At 58.4% G+C, this 20,280-nt stretch carries 18 protein-coding genes; 10 read left to right on the top strand and 8 right to left on the bottom strand.

Features of this window, described 5'->3' with window-relative positions:
• Positions 1-12 precede the first annotated feature (12 nt).
• From ACP15F_RS05120 to ACP15F_RS05110, 3 genes are read left to right on the top strand one after another with little or no spacing between them, the layout of a single operon-like run.
• A complete protein-coding gene (locus ACP15F_RS05120; protein ID WP_424939749.1) occupies positions 13-1,341 on the top strand; it encodes a GH1 family beta-glucosidase in 1,329 nt (442 codons plus the stop codon).
• Positions 1,341-2,303: a glucokinase gene (locus ACP15F_RS05115; protein WP_424939748.1), complete on the top strand. Its 963-nt coding sequence runs from the start codon at positions 1,341-1,343 to the stop codon at positions 2,301-2,303. Before ACP15F_RS05120 ends, ACP15F_RS05115 begins: the two co-directional genes overlap by 1 nt.
• Positions 2,304-2,355: 52 nt before the next feature.
• The gene (locus ACP15F_RS05110; RefSeq protein WP_424939747.1) at positions 2,356-3,012 is read left to right on the top strand and encodes an NnrU family protein; all 657 of its coding nucleotides are present in this window, start codon (positions 2,356-2,358) and stop codon (positions 3,010-3,012) included.
• Here ACP15F_RS05110 and ACP15F_RS05105 read toward each other — a convergent pair.
• Complete coding sequence (locus ACP15F_RS05105) at positions 2,997-3,962, bottom strand: GlxA family transcriptional regulator (RefSeq protein WP_424939746.1); 966 nt, start codon at positions 3,960-3,962, stop codon at positions 2,997-2,999. The two genes, ACP15F_RS05110 and ACP15F_RS05105, sit on opposite strands and share 16 nt — an antisense overlap.
• 81 nt (positions 3,963-4,043) lie before the next feature.
• On the opposite strand from ACP15F_RS05105, the gene ACP15F_RS05100 reads away from it, so the two are divergent.
• From ACP15F_RS05100 to ACP15F_RS05075, 6 genes are read left to right on the top strand one after another with little or no spacing between them, the layout of a single operon-like run.
• A complete protein-coding gene (locus tag ACP15F_RS05100) occupies positions 4,044-4,955 on the top strand; it encodes a 3-keto-5-aminohexanoate cleavage protein (protein WP_424939745.1) in 912 nt (303 codons plus the stop codon).
• Complete coding sequence (locus ACP15F_RS05095; RefSeq protein ID WP_424939744.1) at positions 4,952-5,728, top strand: SDR family oxidoreductase; 777 nt, start codon at positions 4,952-4,954, stop codon at positions 5,726-5,728. Before ACP15F_RS05100 ends, ACP15F_RS05095 begins: the two co-directional genes overlap by 4 nt.
• Positions 5,729-7,129 (top strand): carnitine 3-dehydrogenase, encoded by a 1,401-nt coding sequence (locus ACP15F_RS05090; protein ID WP_424939743.1) that lies wholly within the window; start codon positions 5,729-5,731, stop codon positions 7,127-7,129.
• Entirely contained in the window at positions 7,129-8,289 is a 1,161-nt protein-coding gene (locus ACP15F_RS05085) for an acyl-CoA dehydrogenase family protein (RefSeq protein WP_424939742.1), read from the top strand. Before ACP15F_RS05090 ends, ACP15F_RS05085 begins: the two co-directional genes overlap by 1 nt.
• A gap of 1 nt (position 8,290) precedes the next feature.
• Complete coding sequence (locus tag ACP15F_RS05080; RefSeq protein WP_424939741.1) at positions 8,291-10,318, top strand: acetate--CoA ligase family protein; 2,028 nt, start codon at positions 8,291-8,293, stop codon at positions 10,316-10,318.
• A gap of 14 nt (positions 10,319-10,332) precedes the next feature.
• A complete protein-coding gene (locus ACP15F_RS05075) occupies positions 10,333-11,118 on the top strand; it encodes a carnitinyl-CoA dehydratase (RefSeq protein WP_424940944.1) in 786 nt (261 codons plus the stop codon).
• Between the two features lie 64 nt (positions 11,119-11,182).
• Here the strand turns inward: ACP15F_RS05075 and ACP15F_RS05070 are convergent, their stop codons facing one another.
• From ACP15F_RS05070 to ACP15F_RS05045, 6 genes are all read right to left on the bottom strand, one after another.
• Positions 11,183-12,205: a quaternary amine ABC transporter ATP-binding protein gene (locus ACP15F_RS05070; protein WP_424939740.1), complete on the bottom strand. Its 1,023-nt coding sequence runs from the start codon at positions 12,203-12,205 to the stop codon at positions 11,183-11,185.
• Positions 12,198-13,085 carry an ABC transporter permease gene (locus tag ACP15F_RS05065; RefSeq protein WP_424939739.1) on the bottom strand — a complete coding sequence of 296 codons (888 nt, stop codon included), beginning with the start codon at positions 13,083-13,085 and terminating at the stop codon, positions 12,198-12,200. The genes ACP15F_RS05070 and ACP15F_RS05065 overlap by 8 nt, the downstream gene beginning before the upstream one ends.
• A gap of 99 nt (positions 13,086-13,184) precedes the next feature.
• Positions 13,185-14,195 (bottom strand): glycine betaine ABC transporter substrate-binding protein, encoded by a 1,011-nt coding sequence (locus tag ACP15F_RS05060; RefSeq protein WP_424939738.1) that lies wholly within the window; start codon positions 14,193-14,195, stop codon positions 13,185-13,187.
• An 825-nt stretch (positions 14,196-15,020) separates the two neighbouring features.
• Positions 15,021-15,809, bottom strand: coding sequence for an ATP-binding cassette domain-containing protein (locus tag ACP15F_RS05055; protein WP_424939737.1), 789 nt, complete (start codon positions 15,807-15,809; stop codon positions 15,021-15,023).
• Between the two features lies 1 nt (position 15,810).
• Entirely contained in the window at positions 15,811-16,932 is a 1,122-nt protein-coding gene (locus tag ACP15F_RS05050; RefSeq protein ID WP_424939736.1) for an ABC transporter permease, read from the bottom strand.
• Positions 16,933-17,005: 73 nt separating this feature from the next.
• Positions 17,006-17,956 carry a sugar ABC transporter substrate-binding protein gene (locus tag ACP15F_RS05045; protein WP_424939735.1) on the bottom strand — a complete coding sequence of 317 codons (951 nt, stop codon included), beginning with the start codon at positions 17,954-17,956 and terminating at the stop codon, positions 17,006-17,008.
• 188 nt (positions 17,957-18,144) lie between these two features.
• Here ACP15F_RS05045 and ACP15F_RS05040 point away from each other — a divergent pair, with 188 nt between their 5' ends.
• Positions 18,145-19,143, top strand: a complete 999-nt coding sequence (locus ACP15F_RS05040; RefSeq protein WP_424939734.1) for a LacI family DNA-binding transcriptional regulator — start codon at positions 18,145-18,147, stop codon at positions 19,141-19,143.
• A gap of 2 nt (positions 19,144-19,145) precedes the next feature.
• Here ACP15F_RS05040 and ACP15F_RS05035 read toward each other — a convergent pair whose 3' ends face one another.
• On the bottom strand, positions 19,146-20,279 hold the full coding sequence (locus ACP15F_RS05035) for a Gfo/Idh/MocA family protein (RefSeq protein ID WP_424939733.1): 1,134 nt from the start codon (positions 20,277-20,279) through the stop codon (positions 19,146-19,148).
• Position 20,280 lies beyond the last annotated feature (1 nt).

Raw genomic sequence — 20,280 nt, 5'->3', positions numbered from 1 at the left:
GGAACAAGACTGATGCTGCCACATCGTTCTGATTTCCCATCCGATTTTCTGTTCGGGGCGGCGACCTCGGCTTATCAGATAGAAGGCCACGCCCAAGGAGGCGCCGGGCGCACCCATTGGGATGACTTCGCCGCGACGCCCGGCAATGTCACGGGGGCGGAAAACGGTGCCATCGCCTGCGATCATCTGAATAGGATGGACGAGGATTTGGACCTACTGAAAGACGCTGGGTTCGACGTCTACCGTTTCTCGACCAGTTGGGCGCGTGTCCTACCCGAGGGCCGTGGCACGCCTAATACCGAGGGACTGGATTTCTATGACCGCCTTGTCGATGGGTTGCTTGAGCGCGGGATCAAGCCTGCTGCAACACTCTATCATTGGGAGCTTCCTTCTGCCCTGTCCGATCTGGGAGGCTGGCGCAATCGCGACATTGCCAACTGGTTTGCGGACTATACCGAAATCATCATGTCCCGGATCGGGGACCGCGTCTGGTCGGCTGCCCCCATCAACGAACCGTGGTGCGTGTCGTGGCTATCGCATTTTGAAGGCGCACACGCGCCGGGGCTGCGCGACATCCGCGCGACTGCCCGCGCCATGCATCATGTATTGTTGGCCCACGGGCGCGCGACGCAAGTCATGCGCGACCTTGGCATGGAAAACCTTGGCGCGGTTTGCAACATGGAGTTCGCAGGGGCTGCGCATGACACGGAAGCATCACGGCAGGCGGCACAGGTTCAAGACGCGATCTATAACCGTTTTTTCATTTCAGGCATTACCAAAGGCTGCTACCCGGACGAGGTTCTGCAGGGGCTTGGGGCGCATCTTCCCAAAGGCTGGCAGGATGATTTCGACACGATCACTCAACCAATCGATTGGGTCGGGTTAAACTACTACACTCGCAAGCTTTATGATGCAGCGCCTGCGGGTGCACCATGGCCTGCCACGGTCGAGGTCGAAGGCCCCCTTCCTAAAACGGCTATGAATTGGGAGGTCTACCCAGAAGGTCTGTCCCATTTCCTGATAATGTTGCAGCGTGAGTATACCGGCGACTTGCCAATCTACGTGACAGAAAACGGGATGGCGGGGCAGTCCGAGCTGTCAGGCGACCGCTTAGCCGACCCAGACCGCATCGCTTATTTGCAAACCCATCTGGCGCAGGTTCAAGAGGCGCTGGCCCAAGACGTACCGGTGAAGGGTTATTTCATGTGGTCGCTTCTGGACAATTATGAATGGGCGTTGGGATATGCACCACGTTTTGGCCTGATACATGTGGACTGGGCGACGCTAAACCGTTATCCGAAGGCATCGTTTAGCGCTATCAGAGAGGCCTTGAACAGCTGATGCCCCACCACTCTATCGTCGCTGATGTCGGCGGCACCAACACCCGTGTAGCAATCGCGTTAGACGGACAAGTACTGCCAGATAGCATTCGCAAATTTGCCAATGCGGATCACGAAAGCCTGACCCAGATCCTTTCGGCTTACCGGAATAGCCATGACGCACTTGCGTTCGAGCAGGTGGCAGTCGCCATCGCTGGGCCAGTTCGAGATGGAGAAGGCTGCCTGACCAATCTGGATTGGACGATTGATTGCGCTTCGTTGGTCCAGGCGACCGGCGCTCCGGATGCGCACGTCTTGAATGACTTACAAGCGCAAGCTCACGCGGTCTGCTCTCTGGACCCCGCGAATGTGGAAGAGATCCGGCCAGGTCAGAGTGCCAGCCCGGAAGCTGCACATCTTGTGGTTGGCATCGGCACCGGGTTCAACTCGGCCGTGGCCTATCACACGCCAGCCGGGCGGCTTGTTCCGCCTGCTGAAAGCGGCCATGCCACCCTGCCCGTTACCACCGCTGATCAACTTGCCTTTGCCGATTATATGCGCAGCCGTTTCGACCATGCAGCTATTGAGGACGCCCTTTCAGGGCGTGGGCTGGGCCACTGTCATGACTGGTTCTGCCATCAGGCCGGCCAGCCCATCGGTACGAAATCAGCCCAGATTTTTGCTGCTGCCGAAGCGGGCAGCCAGATGGCGAAGGATTCTATCGACCTGTTCGGAACGTTCCTGGGTGCCATACTGGGCGATCTAGCCCTGACCACCCTGCCCTTCGGCGGGATCTATTTGGTGGGCGGGATGTCGCGCGCAATTACGCCTTGGCTGGATCAGACCGGATTTGAGGCGGCATGGAAAGACAAAGGGCGCTTTGGCCCGTTTCTGGATCAGTTTCCAATCCGCCTTGTCACCGACGACTATGCCGCATTGACGGGATGCGCCAGTTTCTTGGAAGAGTTCCGCATCAAGCGCTAACCCAGACGTGGGTTAAAGCGCAGCGAAAACGAAACTGCTTTAAGGACAGGCTATGCTAGACTGGATCATATACGCACTTGCGATCCTTCTGTTTTTCCTGACCCACTCGATCCCGGTGCGTCCAACAAACAAGTCGCGTATCGTGGCGCGTGTCGGTGGACGCGGCTTCACGCTGGGCTATTCAGTTCTGTCCATCGCCGCCCTAAGCTTTGTTATCATCGCCGCAAATCGCGCCCCGATTGTCCAGCTATGGCCTTGGTCACTTTGGCAAAACCATGTGACGCTCCTTGCAATGGCGGGGGCAACAATCATCGCCGCCCTTGCCGTTGCGCGCCCCAACCCTTTGTCCTTCGGGGGCAGCAGAAATCATCTGTTTGATCCCAAGACCCCCGGTATTGTCGGCTGGATGCGCCACCCGCTTCTGGTGGCCCTCTTGCTTTGGGCGCTGGGGCATCTGGTGCCCAATGGCACTCTCGCCCATGTGATCCTGTTTGGCATCTTCGCGGGGTTCTCGGCCCTTGGCATGCGGATCATCGACCGGCGGCAGAAACGTGTTCTGGGGGCTGAAAACTGGCAACACCTGTCGACCACCGCCCGACACATCCGCCCCAGCCTGAACGGGCTGCTCCGACTAGTCATTGGCCTTGGGGTCTATGTGCTTCTGATCCTGCTTCACGGCCCCGTTATCGGCGCCTACCCGCTACCATAACCCACCCCTCGGTCCAGAAATGAACGAGGCGGTGCGCCGTATTCCTCGCGAAATGCACGGGCAAAAGCACTGGCGTCGGCATAGCCACATCGAAGCGCGACTTCAGCCACGGCCAGACCGCCTTCTTGCAACATTCGTTTGCCCGCATCCAAACGCAGACGTCGATAGACCTTTTGTGGAGACGCACCGAACAGCTTACGAAATCGCTGCTCTAAATCGCGCTGACGGCATCCTGCACGTCGAGCCAATTCTGGCATTGGCAAGGGTGCCTCGATATTGGCCGACATCTCGGACAGACACCGATCCACCCGTCGGTCCCCCCCAAGGCGCGACACCGTACGGGGCTGACTGGGCATGCCAGACAGGAACATCTGGCCAATCTCAAGTACCAAAGCCGCCCCGTGATCTTGCCCAATCAGCTCACATGACAAATCAAACCCAGCCGTCGCCCCGCCACAGGTGATCCGGTCGCCATCCTCGACCCAGCGCATCCGCTCGACGTCCACATGGGGAAACCGCTCAGCAAAAGAGTCGCTCAGATCAAAGTGAATGGTGGCACGCCGCCCGTCCAGCAAACCTGCCTGCGCCAACAGCCAACTGCCCGTATCAATACTGCCCACGCGCCTGTGTTGGCGCGCAAGGCTGCGCAACATGGCACTGTTTGCGGGAGTTGCCAGTTCTTTCTGGCCATAGCTTGAGATCACAAACAGCAAATCCCCCCGCCCCAGATCCTTACGCGGCATCGTTGGCATCACTGGCAATCCGCTGGACGACGTGACCGGCCTGTCGTCAGGCGTAATGATCTGCCAACGATAGGCCTGTCTGCGCAAAAGAGAATTCGCCGCTCGGAATGGCTCCATCAGGTTGGCCAGCCCGTGGTTCGAGAACTCTTGGAACACCAGAAACGTGATTTGCCGCGTTGCAGCGATTGAATTTGACCAATTTCGCATAGTTTCTACTAACTACGCATATTATTCTCCGTCAATTCCCCCTGTCATGAACATGTGAAATTCCGCATCAGGAGGAACAGGATGCCGCTTGCCATGAACCGGGACGTTTTTATCACCTGCGCCGTCACAGGGTCGGGGTCCACCCAAGACCGCTCGCCCCATGTGCCACGCAGCCCAAAGGAAATCGCCGACAGCGCCATTGCCGCCGCCAAGGCAGGTGCCGCCGTTGTGCACTGCCACGTCCGTGATCCTGAAACCGGCACGCCCTCGCGTGATCTGAAGCTGTACCGTGAGGTCACCGACCGCATTCGCGATGCCGAGGTTGACGTGGTTCTGAACCTGACCGCCGGGATGGGCGGCGACATTACCTTCGGCCCGACCGACGCCCCTTTCCCGGTGAATGAGGCCGGAACAGATATGGTGGGTGCTGCGGAACGAGTCGCGCATATTGCCGAATGTCTACCCGAGATCTGTACGCTGGATTGCGGCACGATGAACTTTGCCGAAGCCGACTACGTGATGACCAACACGCCCGGCATGCTGCGCGCCATGGGCCAGATGATGACCGACCTTGGCGTGAAACCGGAAATCGAGGCCTTCGACACCGGCCATCTATGGTTCGCAAAAGAGCTGGTGAAAGAAGGAGTCTTGGAACCCAACGCCCTTGTACAGCTGTGCATGGGCGTGCCGTGGGGCGCACCGGATGATCTGAACACCCTCATGGCGATGGTGAACAATGTGCCGGACGATTGGACTTTCTCGGCCTTTGGGCTTGGGCGCAACCAGATGGCTTATGTGGCCGCGACAGTCTTGGCAGGTGGTAATGTGCGTGTAGGGCTGGAGGACAACCTGTGGCTTGGCAAGGGTGAGTTGGCGACAAACGAACAGCTTGTGACCCGCGCACGTGGCATCATCGAAGGCATGGGGGCACAGGTTATTGGTCCCGATGAGGTGCGCAAGAAGCTCGGCCTGACCAAACGAGCCCCTGTATGAACGGGCTTGAGGGTAAACGCGTTCTAATCACTGCCGGCGGTAGCGGCATTGGTGCGTGTTTCGCCCGCCGTTTCCACGCGGCTGGGGCCAAGGTCGCAATCTGCGACATGGACGCCGAGGCGTTGGCAGAAACCGCAAGCGCCCTGCCCGGTGTGATTTCGGTCACGGCCAATGTCACGCAACCCGACGAGATGCAGGTGCTATTTGACCAACTCGACCGCGACTGGGGCGGCGTGGACATGCTTTGCGCCAATGCGGGTACGGGCGGTCCGGCTGGTGCGATCGAGGATTTGTCGCTTGAGGACTGGCGCGCTTGCATTTCCGCCAATCTAGATGGCGCGTTTCTGGCCTGTGGTTGGGCAGCACGGCACATGAAGGAACAGGGCAGCGGCAGCATGCTTCTTACGTCGTCCACGGCGGGTCTTTGGGGTTATCCCATGCGCTCGCCTTACGCGACGGCCAAATGGGGCGTGATCGGGTTGATGAAAACGCTGGCCTCAGAGCTTGGGCCTTATGGCATCCGCGTGAACGCGCTTTGCCCTGGGGCCGTCGAAGGCCCACGCATGGAACGGGTGATCACCCGCGAAGCTGAGGCGCACGGGTTGGACCCGGCAGAACTGCGCAAGCGCTATGTCACGGGCGTGGCGATGAAAACATGGGTCACGGCGGATGACCTGGCAGACACGGCACTTTTTCTGGCGTCAGACGCCAGTTGCAAAGTGTCTGGTCAGGCTTTGGCCGTGGATGGACATACAGAAAGCTTAGTTGGGTAAATGACAATGAAAGCAGCGATTATTGGCGGTGGCGTGATCGGCGGCGGATGGGCCGCACGCTTCCTTCTGAACGGGTGGGACGTGGCGGTGTTCGATCCCGACCCCGAGGCCGAGCGAAAGATCAGCGAAGTGCTGACCAACGCGCGCCGCGCGCTTCCGGGGCTCTATGAAACGGCTCTGCCACCCGAAGGCAAACTGACCTATCACGCAGATCTGGCCGAGGCCGTAGCAGGCACGAGCTGGGTTCAGGAAAGCGTACCGGAACGGCTGGACCTGAAGCACAAAGTGTTCGCCGAACTTATGGAACATGCACCGGATGAAGCCATCATTGGCTCATCAACATCTGGCTTCAAGCCCTCGGAATTAAACGAGAAAGGCGCACTCGCGATCGTCGCGCACCCGTTCAATCCGGTCTACCTTCTGCCACTGATCGAACTGGTTGGGGACACAGACACCTGCACCCGCGCCGCCGATATCCTAAGCGGCATCGGCATGTACCCCCTGAAGGTTCGCAAAGAAATCGACGCCCACATCGCTGACCGCTTCCTTGAAGCCGTCTGGCGCGAGGCGCTATGGCTGGTCAAAGACGGCATCGCCACGACCGAGGAAATCGACGAGGCCATTCGCATGGGCTTTGGCCTTCGCTGGGCGCAAATGGGTCTGTTTGAAACCTACCGCGTGGCTGGTGGTGAGGCGGGCATGAAGCACTTCATGGCACAGTTTGGCCCCTGCTTGTCGTGGCCATGGACCAAGCTGATGGACGTGCCAGAGTTCACGGACGAGCTGGTGGACCTGATCGCGGGCCAGTCCGACGCCCAATCCGGTCACCTGTCGATCCGTGAGCTGGAACGCCTGCGTGATGACAACCTCGTGTCCATGTTACGTGCTCTGAAGGCACGCGGTGATGGCTCGGGCGCTGGACGCGTGATCCGGGATCACGAAGGGGGGCTGTGGCCTGCCATGTCTGACGAGACACCGATGCGCACCGTGGCGCGAGACGTGCCGATCGACTGGACCGACTATAACGGCCATATGAACGAAGGGCGCTATGGGCAGGTCTTCTCGGACGCCGCCGACCGCATCATGATCCATGTCGGGGCGGATCCCGAATATATCGCCTCGGGCCTTAGCTATTTCACGGCAGAAACAAACATCAAGTACATTGATGAATGCCATGCGGGCGAAGCGGTCTATGTGGATACGACCGTTACCCTTGGTGAAGGCAAGAAACTGCGTTTGTGGCATGAAATGAAACGCGCGTCAGATGACGGCTTGCTGGCCACCTGCGACCAGTTCCTGCTGCACGTGGACCTGAACACCCGCAAATCCTGCCCACCTGCCCCGGCCGTCGAAGCACGGGTCGAGGCGCTTGCCAAACTGCACGCCAAAGGAGACGCGTGATGCATTTCGGATTGTCTGATGAGCAGGAAATGATCGTCTCGACCGTGCGGTCGTTTGTCGAGAATGAAATCTACCCGCACGAGGCCGAGGTAGAGCGCACGGGGCAAGTGCCCCACGAGTTGGGGATGGAGATCAAGCAGAAGGTCGTCGACCTTGGCTTCTATGCCTGCAACTTCCCGGAAGAGGTCGGAGGTGCGGGGCTGTCCCATCTTGATTTCACGCTGGTCGAACGCGAACTGGGGCGCGGCTCAATGGCGCTCACCCATTTCTTCGGGCGCCCCCAGAATATCCTGATGGCCTGCGAGGGCGACCAACGCGACCGCTATCTACTGCCCGCTGTTCGAGGTGAGAAGATGGACGCGCTGGCCATGACCGAACCGGACGCCGGATCTGACGTGCGCGGCATGAAAGCCAGTGCAGTTCGTGACGGAGGAGATTGGGTTCTGAACGGATCAAAGCACTTCATCTCTGGCGCGGAACACGCTGATTTCTTTATTGTTTTCATCGCAACGGGTGTGGATGAAACGCCCAAAGGACCAAAGAAACGCATCACTTGCTTCCTCGTAGATCGCGGGACACCGGGCTTCGACGTGCGCGAGGGGTACAAGTCCGTTAGCCATCGCGGCTACAAGAACTATGTGCTTGATTTCGACAACTGCCGCCTGCCCGACGCGCAAGTGTTGGGCGAGGTCGATGGTGGATTTGCCGTGATGAACGAATGGCTCTATGCCACCCGCCTGACCGTCGCAGCCTTCTGCGTTGGGCGCGCACGCCGGTGCTTCGATCTTGCCGTCGAATACGCTGCCGACCGCAAACAGTTCGGCCAGCCCATCGCCAAGTTCCAAGGCGTCAGCTTCCAAATCGCCGACATGATCACCGAAATCGACGCCGCTGATTGGCTGACCTTGTCGGGCGCATGGCGGCTGGACCAAAACCTACCTGCCAACCGCGAGATCGCATCGGCAAAGCTTTATGCGTCCGAAATGCTCGCCCGTGTGACTGATGCCAGCCTACAGGTCTTCGGCGGTATGGGCCTTATGGACGACTTCCCCATCGAGCGCTTCTGGCGCGATGCGCGCGTCGAGCGGATCTGGGACGGTACCTCGGAGATCCAGCGCCACATCATCAGCCGTGACCTGTTCCGGCCACTGGGGGCCTAAGATGAGCCGCCTTGACCGGCTCTTGCGTCCGCGCTCTATCGCTGTGATTGGCGGTGGGGTGTGGTGTGCCAATGTGATCGAGCAATGCCGAAAAGTGGGTTTTCAGGGCGACATCTGGCCCGTCCACCCGACGAAACCCGAAGTCGGCGGGCTGGCCGCTTACCCATCAGTCGAAGCCCTGCCCTTTGCCCCTGACGCAAGCTTTATCGGCGTAAACCGCAACGTGACCATCGAGGCTGTGGCAGTGCTGTCTGCTGTCGGTGCAGGTGGCGCGATTTGCTTCGCATCTGGCTTTCGGGAAGCCAGCGCTGAACTTAACGATGGTGAAGCGCTAGAACAGGCGCTTCTGGAAGCCGCTGGCGACATGCCGATCATCGGTCCCAATTGCTATGGCCTTTTGAACCTTTTGGACGGCGCAGCACTTTGGCCCGACCAGCATGGTGCCACGCGCTGTGACAGCGGCGTGGCGATCATCACCCAAAGCTCCAACATCGCGATCAATCTGACCATGCAGAAACGCGGCCTTCCCGTCGCCTACGTGGTCACGGCAGGCAATCAAGCGCAAACCGGACTGGCCGACATCGGACAAGCTTTGCTCGAGGACAGCCGGGTCACGGCGCTGGGGTTGCACATCGAAGGGATCGGCGATCTGCGCGCTTTCGAAGCGCTGGCGCAGCGTGCAGCAGAGCTTGGAAAACCCATCGTCGCGTTGAAGGTCGGACGTTCGGATCAGGCTCGTGCCGCCACGATCTCACACACCGCATCTCTTGCGGGCAGCGATGCCGGTGCACAGGCGCTGCTAGAGCGTTTGGGGATCGGACAAGTGGACGATCTGTCGACCTTCCTTGAGGCATTAAAACTGCTTCACATCGCGGGTCCGCTTAGCTCGAACCGGATCGCCTCGGCCTCGTGTTCGGGTGGCGAGGCCAGCCTGATCGCAGATGCGGCCCATCCGCTCCACGTTGAATTCCCATCCCTTATACCCGCTCAGTCTGACGGGTTGCGCACGGCATTGGGCCCGAAAGTATCGCTGGCCAATCCCTTGGACTACCACACCTATATCTGGGGCGACGTGACCGCAATGACGGCGACCTTCACCGCGCTTATGCAGGGCGACCTGTCGTTTGGGCTGGTGGTTCTGGACTTCCCTCGATCGGATCGCTGTGACAGTTCCGAATGGACCAAGGTGATAGATGCCGTCGAGGCGACCATGAAGGCCACGGGACGCCCAATGGGCATTCTGGCCTCGCTTACCGATACGATGCCCGAAGAGGTGGCCCTTGACTTGATGGCGCGCGGAATCGTGCCGTTTTCGGGGATGGATGCGGCGATGGCAGCGATAGATTTGGCCGCTAATTTGCCCAGACTCGCTGCCGAACCGCTCTTCCTGACGTCACCTTCCGACAAAGGCATCACTCTATCCGAGGCCCAAGCGAAAACCGCACTGGCTGCCTTTGGACTGCGTGTGCCGGGGTTTGAACGAGTTGGCTCCATCACGGCCGCTGCTGATGCGGCCCAGTCTTTGGGGTTCCCTGTCGTTTTGAAAGGCGAAGGCATCGCCCACAAAACCGAAGCCGGAGCGGTAGCACTGCACCTAACCAGCGCAAAAGACGTCGAAGCTGCAGCGCAAACCATGCCCACAGACAGCTTCCTTGTCGAAGAAATGCTGACCGGCGCACTGGCCGAACTGCTGGTTGGGGTGACCCACGACCCGGCCCATGGCTATGTGCTGACACTGGCCGCGGGCGGCACACTGACCGAGATCCTAAAGGACAGCCGCTCTCTGTTGGTGCCCGCAAGCCGTGACCACGTCCGCAGCGCGCTTGGACAGTTGAAAATCGCGCCACTGCTGGCCGGATATCGTGGGGCGCCGCCCGCTGATTTGGACGCTGTTCTGGACGCGGTCGATGCAATCCAGTCCTATGTAATGGCCAACCCCGTGGCCGAAGTTGAAGTGAACCCACTGATGGTCATGGCCGATCGCGCCATAGCCGCAGACGCCCTGATCCGCACCGGAGGAGAGACATGACCGACCTGACCAACCTGACCGACGGCCCCATCCGCACCGCCCGCAATGGCCATGTGCTTGAGGTCACACTGGACCGTCCCAAGGCCAACGCCATTGATCTGGCCACCAGTCGGATCATGGGGGACGTTTTCACCGCCTTTCGCGACGATCCTGAACTGCGCGTGGCACTGGTCACAGGCGCGGGCGAGAAGTTTTTCTGCCCCGGCTGGGATCTGAAAGCAGCGTCCGAGGGTGACGCAGTGGATGGCGACTATGGTGTCGGTGGCTTTGGTGGCTTGCAGGAACTACGCGGGCTGAACAAGCCCGTCATTGCGGCCGTAAACGGTATCTGCTGTGGAGGCGGGCTGGAGCTGGCACTGTCGGCAGACATTATCCTTGCCGCTGATCATGCAAGCTTTGCGCTGCCTGAAATCCGGTCCGGTACGGTGGCGGACGCGGCCTCGATCAAGCTGCCCAAGCGGATCCCATATCACATTGCGATGGAGATGCTTCTGACCGGGCGGTGGATTGATGTCGAAGAAGCCGCGCGTTGGGGGATGATCAACCATGTCTATCCGGCGGGCGAGCTGATGGCCGAGGCGCGCAAGCTGGCCGAGCTTTTGGCCTCGGGCCCGCCGCTGGTTTACGCCGCGATCAAGGAAGTCGTACGCGAAGCTGAGGACATGAAGTTCCAAGACGCGCTCAACAAGATCACCAAAAGCCAGTTCGAGACGGTCGAGAAGCTTTATCGCTCAGAAGACCAACTGGAAGGTGCGCGTGCCTTTGCCGAAAAACGCGATCCGGTCTGGAAAGGCAAATAGCCAGTTTCCGGGCACGAAAAAGGGCGGCTCAATTGGCCGCCCTTCTGCATTTTCACCAGTCGGATCAGGCGTGCATCGCGGCGACCGCATCGGCCAGATGAACCTGCCCGGTGACATTTCCATTCGCATCCTTGACCGGCACGATATGCCCTTCGGCACCCGCAATCACTTCCAAGGCATCCTCTAGGACCATACTGTCTGCAAGAGCATCGCCCGCCGGAGCTGCCCCGTTCAGGGGCTTTTGAAGCGCGCGCAAGCGCACCACTTTGGCGCGGTTGATCTCGCGCGTGAAGTCCGCGATGTAATCGTCCGCCGGGTGCAGCACGATGTCCTGTCCATCGCCGGTCTGGATCAACGCACCGTCCCGCAGGATCGCGATATTGTCGCCCAGACGCAGTGCCTCATCCAGATCATGGGTGATGAAGACAATGGTCTTATGCAGCTCTTCCTGAAGCTCCAGCAAGATCCCCTGCATGTCCATGCGGATCAACGGATCGAGTGCGGAAAATGCTTCATCCATCAACAGAATATCGGCATCCGTCGCCAAAGCGCGGGCCAGTCCAACGCGTTGTTGCATGCCGCCGGACAACTGGCCGGGATAGTAATCCTCGTACCCTGTCAGGCCCACACGATCGAGCCAATGACGCGCGCGTTTTCCTGCCTCATCTTCCTTGATCCCCTGAATAAGCAGACCATATTCGGCGTTTTCCAGAACCGTGCGATGGGGCAGAAGTGCGAACTTTTGAAACACCATCGACATCTTGAAACGGCGCAGATCACGCAGACGATTCTCATCCATCGCCAGCACGTCTTCGCCGTCCACGATGACCTCGCCAGCCGTGGGATCGATCAACCGGTTCAGGTGACGGATAAGCGTTGACTTGCCCGACCCTGACAGGCCCATCACGACTTGGATCTTGCGATCGTGCATATCCAAAGAGATATCATTCAAGCCAAGCACGTGGCCGGTTTGCTCTAACAGGTCGTCCTTGGACAGACCCCCGCGTACCTTCTCCATTGCCTTCGCTGGATTGCTGCCAAAGATCTTGTACAGATTACGAATCGAGATCTTGATATCATCAGTCATGGCCGCTCTCCCGGTAGGCTTGAAGGCGTTTGCCATAGGTCTGGCTGACGCGGTCGAAGATAATGGCCAATGCCACGATGGCCAGACCGTTCATAAGACCAAGAGCCAGATATTGGTTTGAAATGGCCCGCAGAACCGGGACCCCCAGCCCCTGCACACCGATCATCGAGGCGATCACAACCATTGACAGTGCCATCATGATGGTCTGGTTCACACCTGCGAAGATGTTGGGCAGTGCCAATGGGATCTGCACCCCAAACAGCTTTTCTTTGTAGGACGCGCCGAACGCCTCGGCGGCTTCCATCACCTGTTTGTCCACAAGTCGGATGCCCAGATTTGTCAGACGCACGATGGGCGGCAGTGCATAGATGCACACGGCCAACAGGCCCGGTACTTTGCCGATGCCCAGAAGCATCACCACCGGGATCAGATAGACAAAGCTTGGAATGGTCTGCATCACGTCGAGGATGGGTGTGATGATCGACTGTGCGCGATCATAGCGTGCCATAAGGACCCCCAACGGAATACCCACGAGAATACACAAGAAGGTCGCGACCGAGATGATCGCCAGCGTCGACATGGTGTCTTCCCACATGCCGAAAAAACCGATGACCAACAGGCAGATCCCTGCCCCAATTGTAATCTTCCATGACCGGGCGCCTGCATAAGCCAAGCCACAGAGAACAAAAATGATGATCGGCCATGGCGTGGCCAGCAGCAGGTCCTCAAACCAGACTAGAAATCTTAGAAGCGGGGTAAAGACCGCTTCAATTGTTTCGCCCCATGCGCGGGTAAATTCGCGGAACGTGCCGTCGATGGCACGTCTGAGCGCACTCAGGTCCTTGCGCCCAAGTGATGGGAATTCGGTCAGAAACTCCATGTCCTGCCCCCCTGTATTTTTTGCTTATTCATGCATTGGCCGAGGGCACACACAAGGTGCCCTCGGCTGCGATCAATTCGGCTGCGCGATCCCTAGGGATCAAAGCGCGCCTTTGATCTTTTCGGCCACATCTGCCGGAACCCAAGTGGTCCACAGATCTTCGTGCGTGGCCAAGAACTCATAGGCCGCGTCTTCGCCAGTAGCCTGATTGTCCGTCATATAGACCAGCATCTCGTTCATCACAGCACCCGGGAAGACGCGCGATTTGAAATACTCTTGGGCAGGACCAGAGTTGGCGACGAAATCGTCGGTCACAACGGTGCTGACCTCGGACACAGTCCACGATGAAGGCTTCGGATCAGCACAATCCTGTTCCGCTTTCACCATGCAGCCGTCCCAGTTTTCGGATCCAGCCCATTCGGCTTCAAACGGAAGCTTCACCATCTGGTATTTGCCGATCAGCGCGGTGGGCGACCAGTAGTAACCGAACCAGGGCTCACCACGTTCAGCAGCTTTCGCCATCGAACCATCCAGACCTGCAGCCGAACCCGGATCAACCAGAACCCAGCCTTTTTCTTCCATACCAAAGGCACGGAACAGGTTGGCATTGGTCAACTGACAGCCCCAGCCCGCCGGACAGGTTATGAACGCCCCTTTCGAGGGGTCTTCCACATCCGGGAACAAGTCCGGGCGCGCCAGCACCTTCTCAACCGTGTTCAGATCAGGGTTGGCTTCTGCAAATGCGGGCGTAACCCACCAGCCTTCGCCCAATTCGGTGATCGGGCCTTCGTTCAGGATAACCATAGAGCCTTCGCCAGTGGCCACAGCCAGAGGCTCGCGCACGGCATTGGTCCAAAGCTCGGGCGCCACATCGGGCTGACCCTTTTCATTCATCGAGGCAAATGTGGTGGTGGTGGCACCAGGCACTTTCTCGACGTCACAACCGAAGCCCTCTTCCAAAATGATGGCGTCAACATTCGCCATCAACTCGGCCGAGGCCCAGTTCATTTCGGCAATGGAAACCTTGCCGCATTCCTCCGCTGTAGCGCCTTGGCTGAACGCAAACAAAGCACCAGCTACACCAAGTGCACCTTTGATAGTTTTTTTCATTGTTGGGGTTTTCCCTATCCAGATCTTCTTGACTTGAAGGGCCGCGGATCTTCGGTTTCACGGCCAGTCACCAGCCCTCGCGGCTGATTTCCCGGATGTATCGGCCTTTCGGCGTCACTGCTCCGAGCTGCGCCGTCAGTGAAGCACGTGAGTATCCGCAATGCAACAATCATGTGGAAACGACTGAAAATACGCAAAAATATTACACGCGAGCATCACCAAGAAACGCCCCATCTCCACCTCAAATAGATCGGGTGCCCCAAGCCGACCGCCCAGTCTGATCCCCGGGTCCACTTCTTTGACACAACGCTCTGCCTTTGCTGCGGGAAGGAGTACCATTACCTCACTCTTTAGTAGCCTAGCTCCAAAAGCTAATACGTGATTGGCCTGCGTTTGATGATGCTGATCGCGGTGGAAGCAGCGATGTGCCTTATAAGGTCAATTGGCACTGCAGCGGTGCCAAGGCTTTCGATACCTGGTGGTATGCCGCGCTCTTTGCCCGGCAATATCCTTACCCGTAAGGAGCCCCAATCTTCACGAAAATCTAAGTTCGTCGCTTTGGACCCTATGAAGACCTAGAAATCACTTCAAAGCGTACATGAACCGAGAACGCCTTAACCACTCAGGATCCACTACCAAGAATAGGAACGTAGAGATCACAGAATGTGTCTGTGCTGGCAGCACTAATTCGCACTAGTCTCAGCTAAGCCAGTGTCTTCGCGCTTTCTCACGCAGCAAAAGTGGCTCAGGAAAACATGAAAAGGCGAAGCTTCGCAGCTCCGCCTCTCTTTCTGATTTCAGGCCGAATGAAACAGCCATCAATCCTTACACGGTGCCACCCAGGCTGCCCTCGAGGGCGACAAGTTCCTGTCCACCGGCCATCAGATCCTGCAACTCCTCGGGTGTAATCTGCCCGCGTTGAGCCGTACCCAGTGTTTGGCCGCGGTTTAGAACGGTGAACCGGTCCCCGACAGCCATCGCATGACGGACGTTGTGCGTGATGAACACCACAGCGATGCCCTGCTTGCGCACTCTGTCGATCGTGGCCAGAACGTTCGCAGTCTGGCGTACACCCAGAGCTGAAGTCGGTTCGTCCAAGATTAACACCTTAGCGCCAAAATGCACGGCACGTGCAATGGCAACGGTTTGGCGCTCGCCACCCGAAAGCGTGCCTACGGCCTGATCCGGGCCACGCAGATTGATGCCCATTTTGCGCATCTCGTCCATCGTGACCTGATTGGCATGGTCATGGTCAAAGAAGTTCATTGGCCCGACCTTCTTCACCGGCTCATTTCCCATGAAAAAGTTGCGGCTGACCGACATCAGGGGGATCATCGCAAGGTGCTGGTGCACTGTCGCAATCCCTGCTGTGATCGCATCACGCGGGTCGCCAAAGCTCATCGGTTTGCCTTCGAAGTAGATCTCGCCATGTGTCGGCTGATGTACGCCAGACATGGTTTTGATGAAGGTCGATTTGCCGGCGCCGTTGTCGCCAAGAAGGCAGTGGCATTCCCCGGGGAAAACTTCGAGCGACACACCGGCCAGCGCGATCACGCTACCGAAATGCTTCTCGATATTCTTCATCTGGATAATTGGAGCTTTTTCCGGATTCATATCAACGCTCCCCTGTGATGATGCGACGAATATAGGTGTTCAGGATCACGGCACCCAAAAGGATCACCCCTAGGAACACGCGGAACAGGCTGCTTTCGACGCCGGCAAAGAACAATCCCTGCTGAACGACGCCAAAGATCAGCGCGCCAAGGGCTGCGCCAAGAACCGATCCATAACCACCTGTCAGCAATGCGCCACCGATGACCACGGCGATGATCGCTTCGAATTCCTTAAGAAGCCCGCGGTCAGCACCGGCCGAACCGAACTCCATCACCTGACAGACTGCGAATACGGTGGCGCAGAACGCGGTGAACATAAACATCAGGACTTTGACCTTGTTGACCGGAACGCCCGAGTTGCGAGCAGCCTCGGCGTCGCCACCAGCGGCGAAGATCCAGTTGCCAAATTTTGTCTTGGTCAGCAGCACGTGACCAAAGATGACAAGGATAATGGCCCAGATGATCAGCATGGGAATGCCATCAACGACGGGCTGTCCTTTGCGTGTGCCACGTTCGAAAACGGCGATGATGCCTGTGTCGCCCATCCACTGGAACAGGCCAGTGAGGATCTTGCCACCAAAGACCGGAGCCAGCCAGTCCCCCTCGGCCACATCCTTGATCCCACCAATGATGGTTTTGCGCTCGATCACCTGCGGGAGGAAGATCGCAAAACCGCGCAGAATGAACAGGAACGCCAGCGTTACGATGAAGCTTGGCAGCCCGGTACGGATCACAATGTACCCGTTCACCCCTCCGATCGCGATGCACATTACGAAGGTGAGCAGGATCGCCAACCAGACCGGCCAGCCAAGTGTCACACTAAAGATCGCAATCAGCATACCTGCGAACCCGATCATTGAGCCAACCGAGAGGTCAAACTCGCCCGCAATCATCAGAAGGCAGGCGCCTACGGCGATGATCATGAATTGGGCCGATACGGTCGACCAGTTCATGATGCCTTGGCTGTTGAACATGCCGCTGTCGAAGGCAAACAGCAGGAAGAAAGTGAAAACGGCGACGGTGCCGACAATCCCGCCCAGTTCCGGGCGGATCATCGCTTCGCGGAAGCGGGATCGTGTCTTGATCCTTTCGTCAACCGCGGTTTCGGTGGGTGCATTGGACATGGTAAGCCTCTGTGTCCTTAATCAGGATGGAATAAGGGCGGCCAAATTGCTCCGGCCGCCCTTTGGGAGAGTGTTAGCGGTATTCGCCTGCAAACATCTCGATCTTCTCAAGACCATCGGCAGTTACGAAACCGGGACCCGAGTTGATGTTGTTGCCCGGCAGAACGCCATAGCGATGGAAATTGGTCATCACGACTACCGGCAGGTAGGCCTGCAGGAAAGGCTGTTGGTCGATACCCCACTGGATCACACCAGCTTTGATGCCTTTGACGATTTCGCCACCCAGATCGAATGTACCGAAATAGATGTCACCGGCCATGCCGTTCTCTTCCAGCGCCAGAATGGTCGGATCAGCCGAGGTCGGCCCCAGCGTCAGCACGGCGTCGGTATCAGGGTTGGCCGACAGATAGGCCAGCACGCGGTTCTTGATTTCTGCCGGGTCCTGCCCCGCGTCGATCATCTGGTCACCCAGATCGATGCCCAGACCATCAGCAAAGCCCTGGCAACGTTCTTGCGAGGACGGCTGTACGATATAGTGGTTCACGCAGAGGAACGACCCGATGCCGTCGCCTTTTGCGCGCAGACCAGCGGCATATCCAGCGTCATACTCGGGCTGACCCACATACATCAGGGCGCCAACTTCGCGGGCCTGATCGGGGGTGCCTGTGTTCATGATGATCACATCGACACCGCTATCCACGGCCGATTTGATCGGACCGGACAAAACGTCGTAATCCGCCAGCGTGGTGATGATGCCGTTCGGGCCGGATGCTGAGGCCTGTTCGATAATGCGGGCCATATCAGCTAGGTCACCGGTTGGCGGGTTACGGTATTCAACCTCGACACCCATCTGTTCGCCAGCAAGCGCGATACCGTTCTTGATGGTGTTCCACCAGCTGTCGCTGTCAGGTGCGTGGCTGACAAGAATGTATTTCTCGCCCTCGGCCGAGGCGGTGGTCGCCGCCATCAGCGGCGCAGCAGCCACGGCAGCCGCAAGCGCGAGTTTCTTCGTAAGTGAAGTCATGATTTCCTCCCAAAAATTCACCTTTTCACGGTGCGAGAGCGGTCTTCTCCGCCTCTCCGACTCGAGTTTAAACACATCTGGCCTCATTTTGCAACCGGTTGCAAAATAGTGTGGTGCATTTCATACTGCAGAGACCACAGAAACCCGCTAAAAGGATCGCAGAGGCAAGTTAAGAAGGCAAATAAAGCATGGCCGTTACGTTGAAAGAGGTTGCAGAACGCGCAGGCGTATCCCGCTCTGCTGTATCGCGTACTTTTACCGATGGCGCCTCGGTCTCCGACAAGATGCGCCGCAAAGTCGAGAAGGCCGCGCGCGAGCTCGGCTACAGCCCAAATGCCCTGGCCTCTTCTCTGACCACGGGGCGTACAAAGCTGATCGGGCTTGTCTCTAACAACTTTCACAACCCCATCTTCCTTGAAGTATTTGATCTGTTTACCCGGGGCCTGCAGGATCGTGGTTTGCGCCCACTTCTGGTCAACCTGACCGACGAAACGGATCCCGAGAACTCGGTGCGGATGTTGCGTCAGTATTCTGTCGATGGCGTCGTTGTCGCATCGTCTACATTGCCGCCGGGTTTTGCCAAAGCGTTCCGCGATGCGGGCGTTCCTGTCGTACACAGCTTTGGCCGCTCTTCGTCGGCCCCACAGGTGCATGTGGTCGGCATCGACAACGTGGAATGCGGCCGCATGGCGGCGAAGGCCCTGATCGCGCGCGGGTACTCACACGTAGCCTTCATGGGCGGACCCGAGGATGCCACCTCAACACAAGACCGTTTTGCTGGGTTCAAGTCAGAAATGACCAGGCACCCCGACATCCAGACAACGCACTCTTTCGCCGAGGCATATTCGTTCGAAGCCGGGCGGAAAGAGATGCTAAGGCTGATCGACTCCAATCCCGCGCAAGCCTATTTTTGCGGCGATGACGTGCTGTCGATCGGCGCCCTATCTGCCATCGAAGACAGCAACCTGCGCGTCCCCGAGGACATAGGCATCATTGGCCTGAACGATATGGAAATGGCGCGCTGGGAAAACATCGACCTGACGACGATCCACCAGCCGATCCGGCAGATCGTGACCTCGACCATAGAGCTGATGGTCGCAATGCTGAACGAACCGGACCGCTATCCCGAGGCCCGGATCTTTCCCTGTTCGATCGTCGAGCGGGGCACATTGCGCCCCGCCCTGTAAGCTTATCGGAACATCGGCGGACGCGCGTCCATCCAGGTGCCGCCACCCTTTGCTGACGCCACTGCCGTGTGAACCGCCGCCATCGACCGCACACCGTCCGCCGCGTTGGGCAAACCGTCGCGATCCGCGCCGGAAATGGCGTCGGCCAGATCGCAATAGATATTGGCGACGGCCAGCGGGAAGCCCTCGGGATGGGCGATGGCCACGCGACTTAGACGTTGGGCATCTTCGTGTAGACCGCCTTCGCCCTTTTCGATGATCTGCGTGCGCCCACCAACTGGAGTATAGACCAGTTGATTGGGTTGCTCAGACGCCCAACGCAGACCGCCGGTTTCGCCAAACACCTGAATGTCGAATCCGTGTTGACGACCGATGGCCACAGACGAAGTCCAAAGCCGGCCGACAGTGCCGCCTTCCATGCGGAAGTTGACCATCGCATCATCTTCCAGAACACGTGAGGGAATGGTCGAGGCAAAGTCGGCCGAGAGGCGCTGAACCTCGTCGTCACAAATGAAGCTCGCCATGTGCAAGGCATGGATGCCGCAATCGGCGAACTGCCCGGAAACTCCTGCCATTTCAGGATCATAGCGCCAACGGACGCGCGGATTGTCCGCGTCCGTCGCATCGCCGTGATGCCCATGACTGAAGCTGGTGACGACCAGACGAACCTTACCAATCTCGCCCGTGCGCACCATCGCGCGCGCCTGCCGCACCATCGGATAGGCCGAGTAGCAGTAGTTCACGGCGCAGATCTTGCCCGATGCTTCGGCGATCTTCACGATCTCTTCACCTTCCTCGACCGTCATGGTCATCGGCTTTTCGCACAGCACGTTGAAGCCGGCTTCCAGAAAGCTTTTGGTGATTTCGAAATGCGTCGCGTTGGGCGTGGCAACGGTCACAAGATCAATCCGGTCGTCGCGACCTTTTTCACCGGCCAGCATCTCTTCCCAGTCGCCATAGGCACGATCAGCCGCGATGCCCAAACGCTGCGCATAGTCGCGCCCCACATCGGGGCGGTGATCCAAGGCGCCTGCCGTGAACGCGAAGCGTCCATCTGCAAGGGCGCCAAGGCGATGTGCCGGACCAATCTGGCTGCCTTCGCCGCCACCGATCATGCCCCATTTCAGTTTCGTCATA

The organism is Aliiroseovarius sp. S253, from assembly GCF_049800855.1.
Classification (GTDB): domain Bacteria; phylum Pseudomonadota; class Alphaproteobacteria; order Rhodobacterales; family Rhodobacteraceae; genus Aliiroseovarius.
Note: the sequence above shows the minus strand (reverse complement) of the source record. Positions and strands in the feature narration are given on the sequence as shown.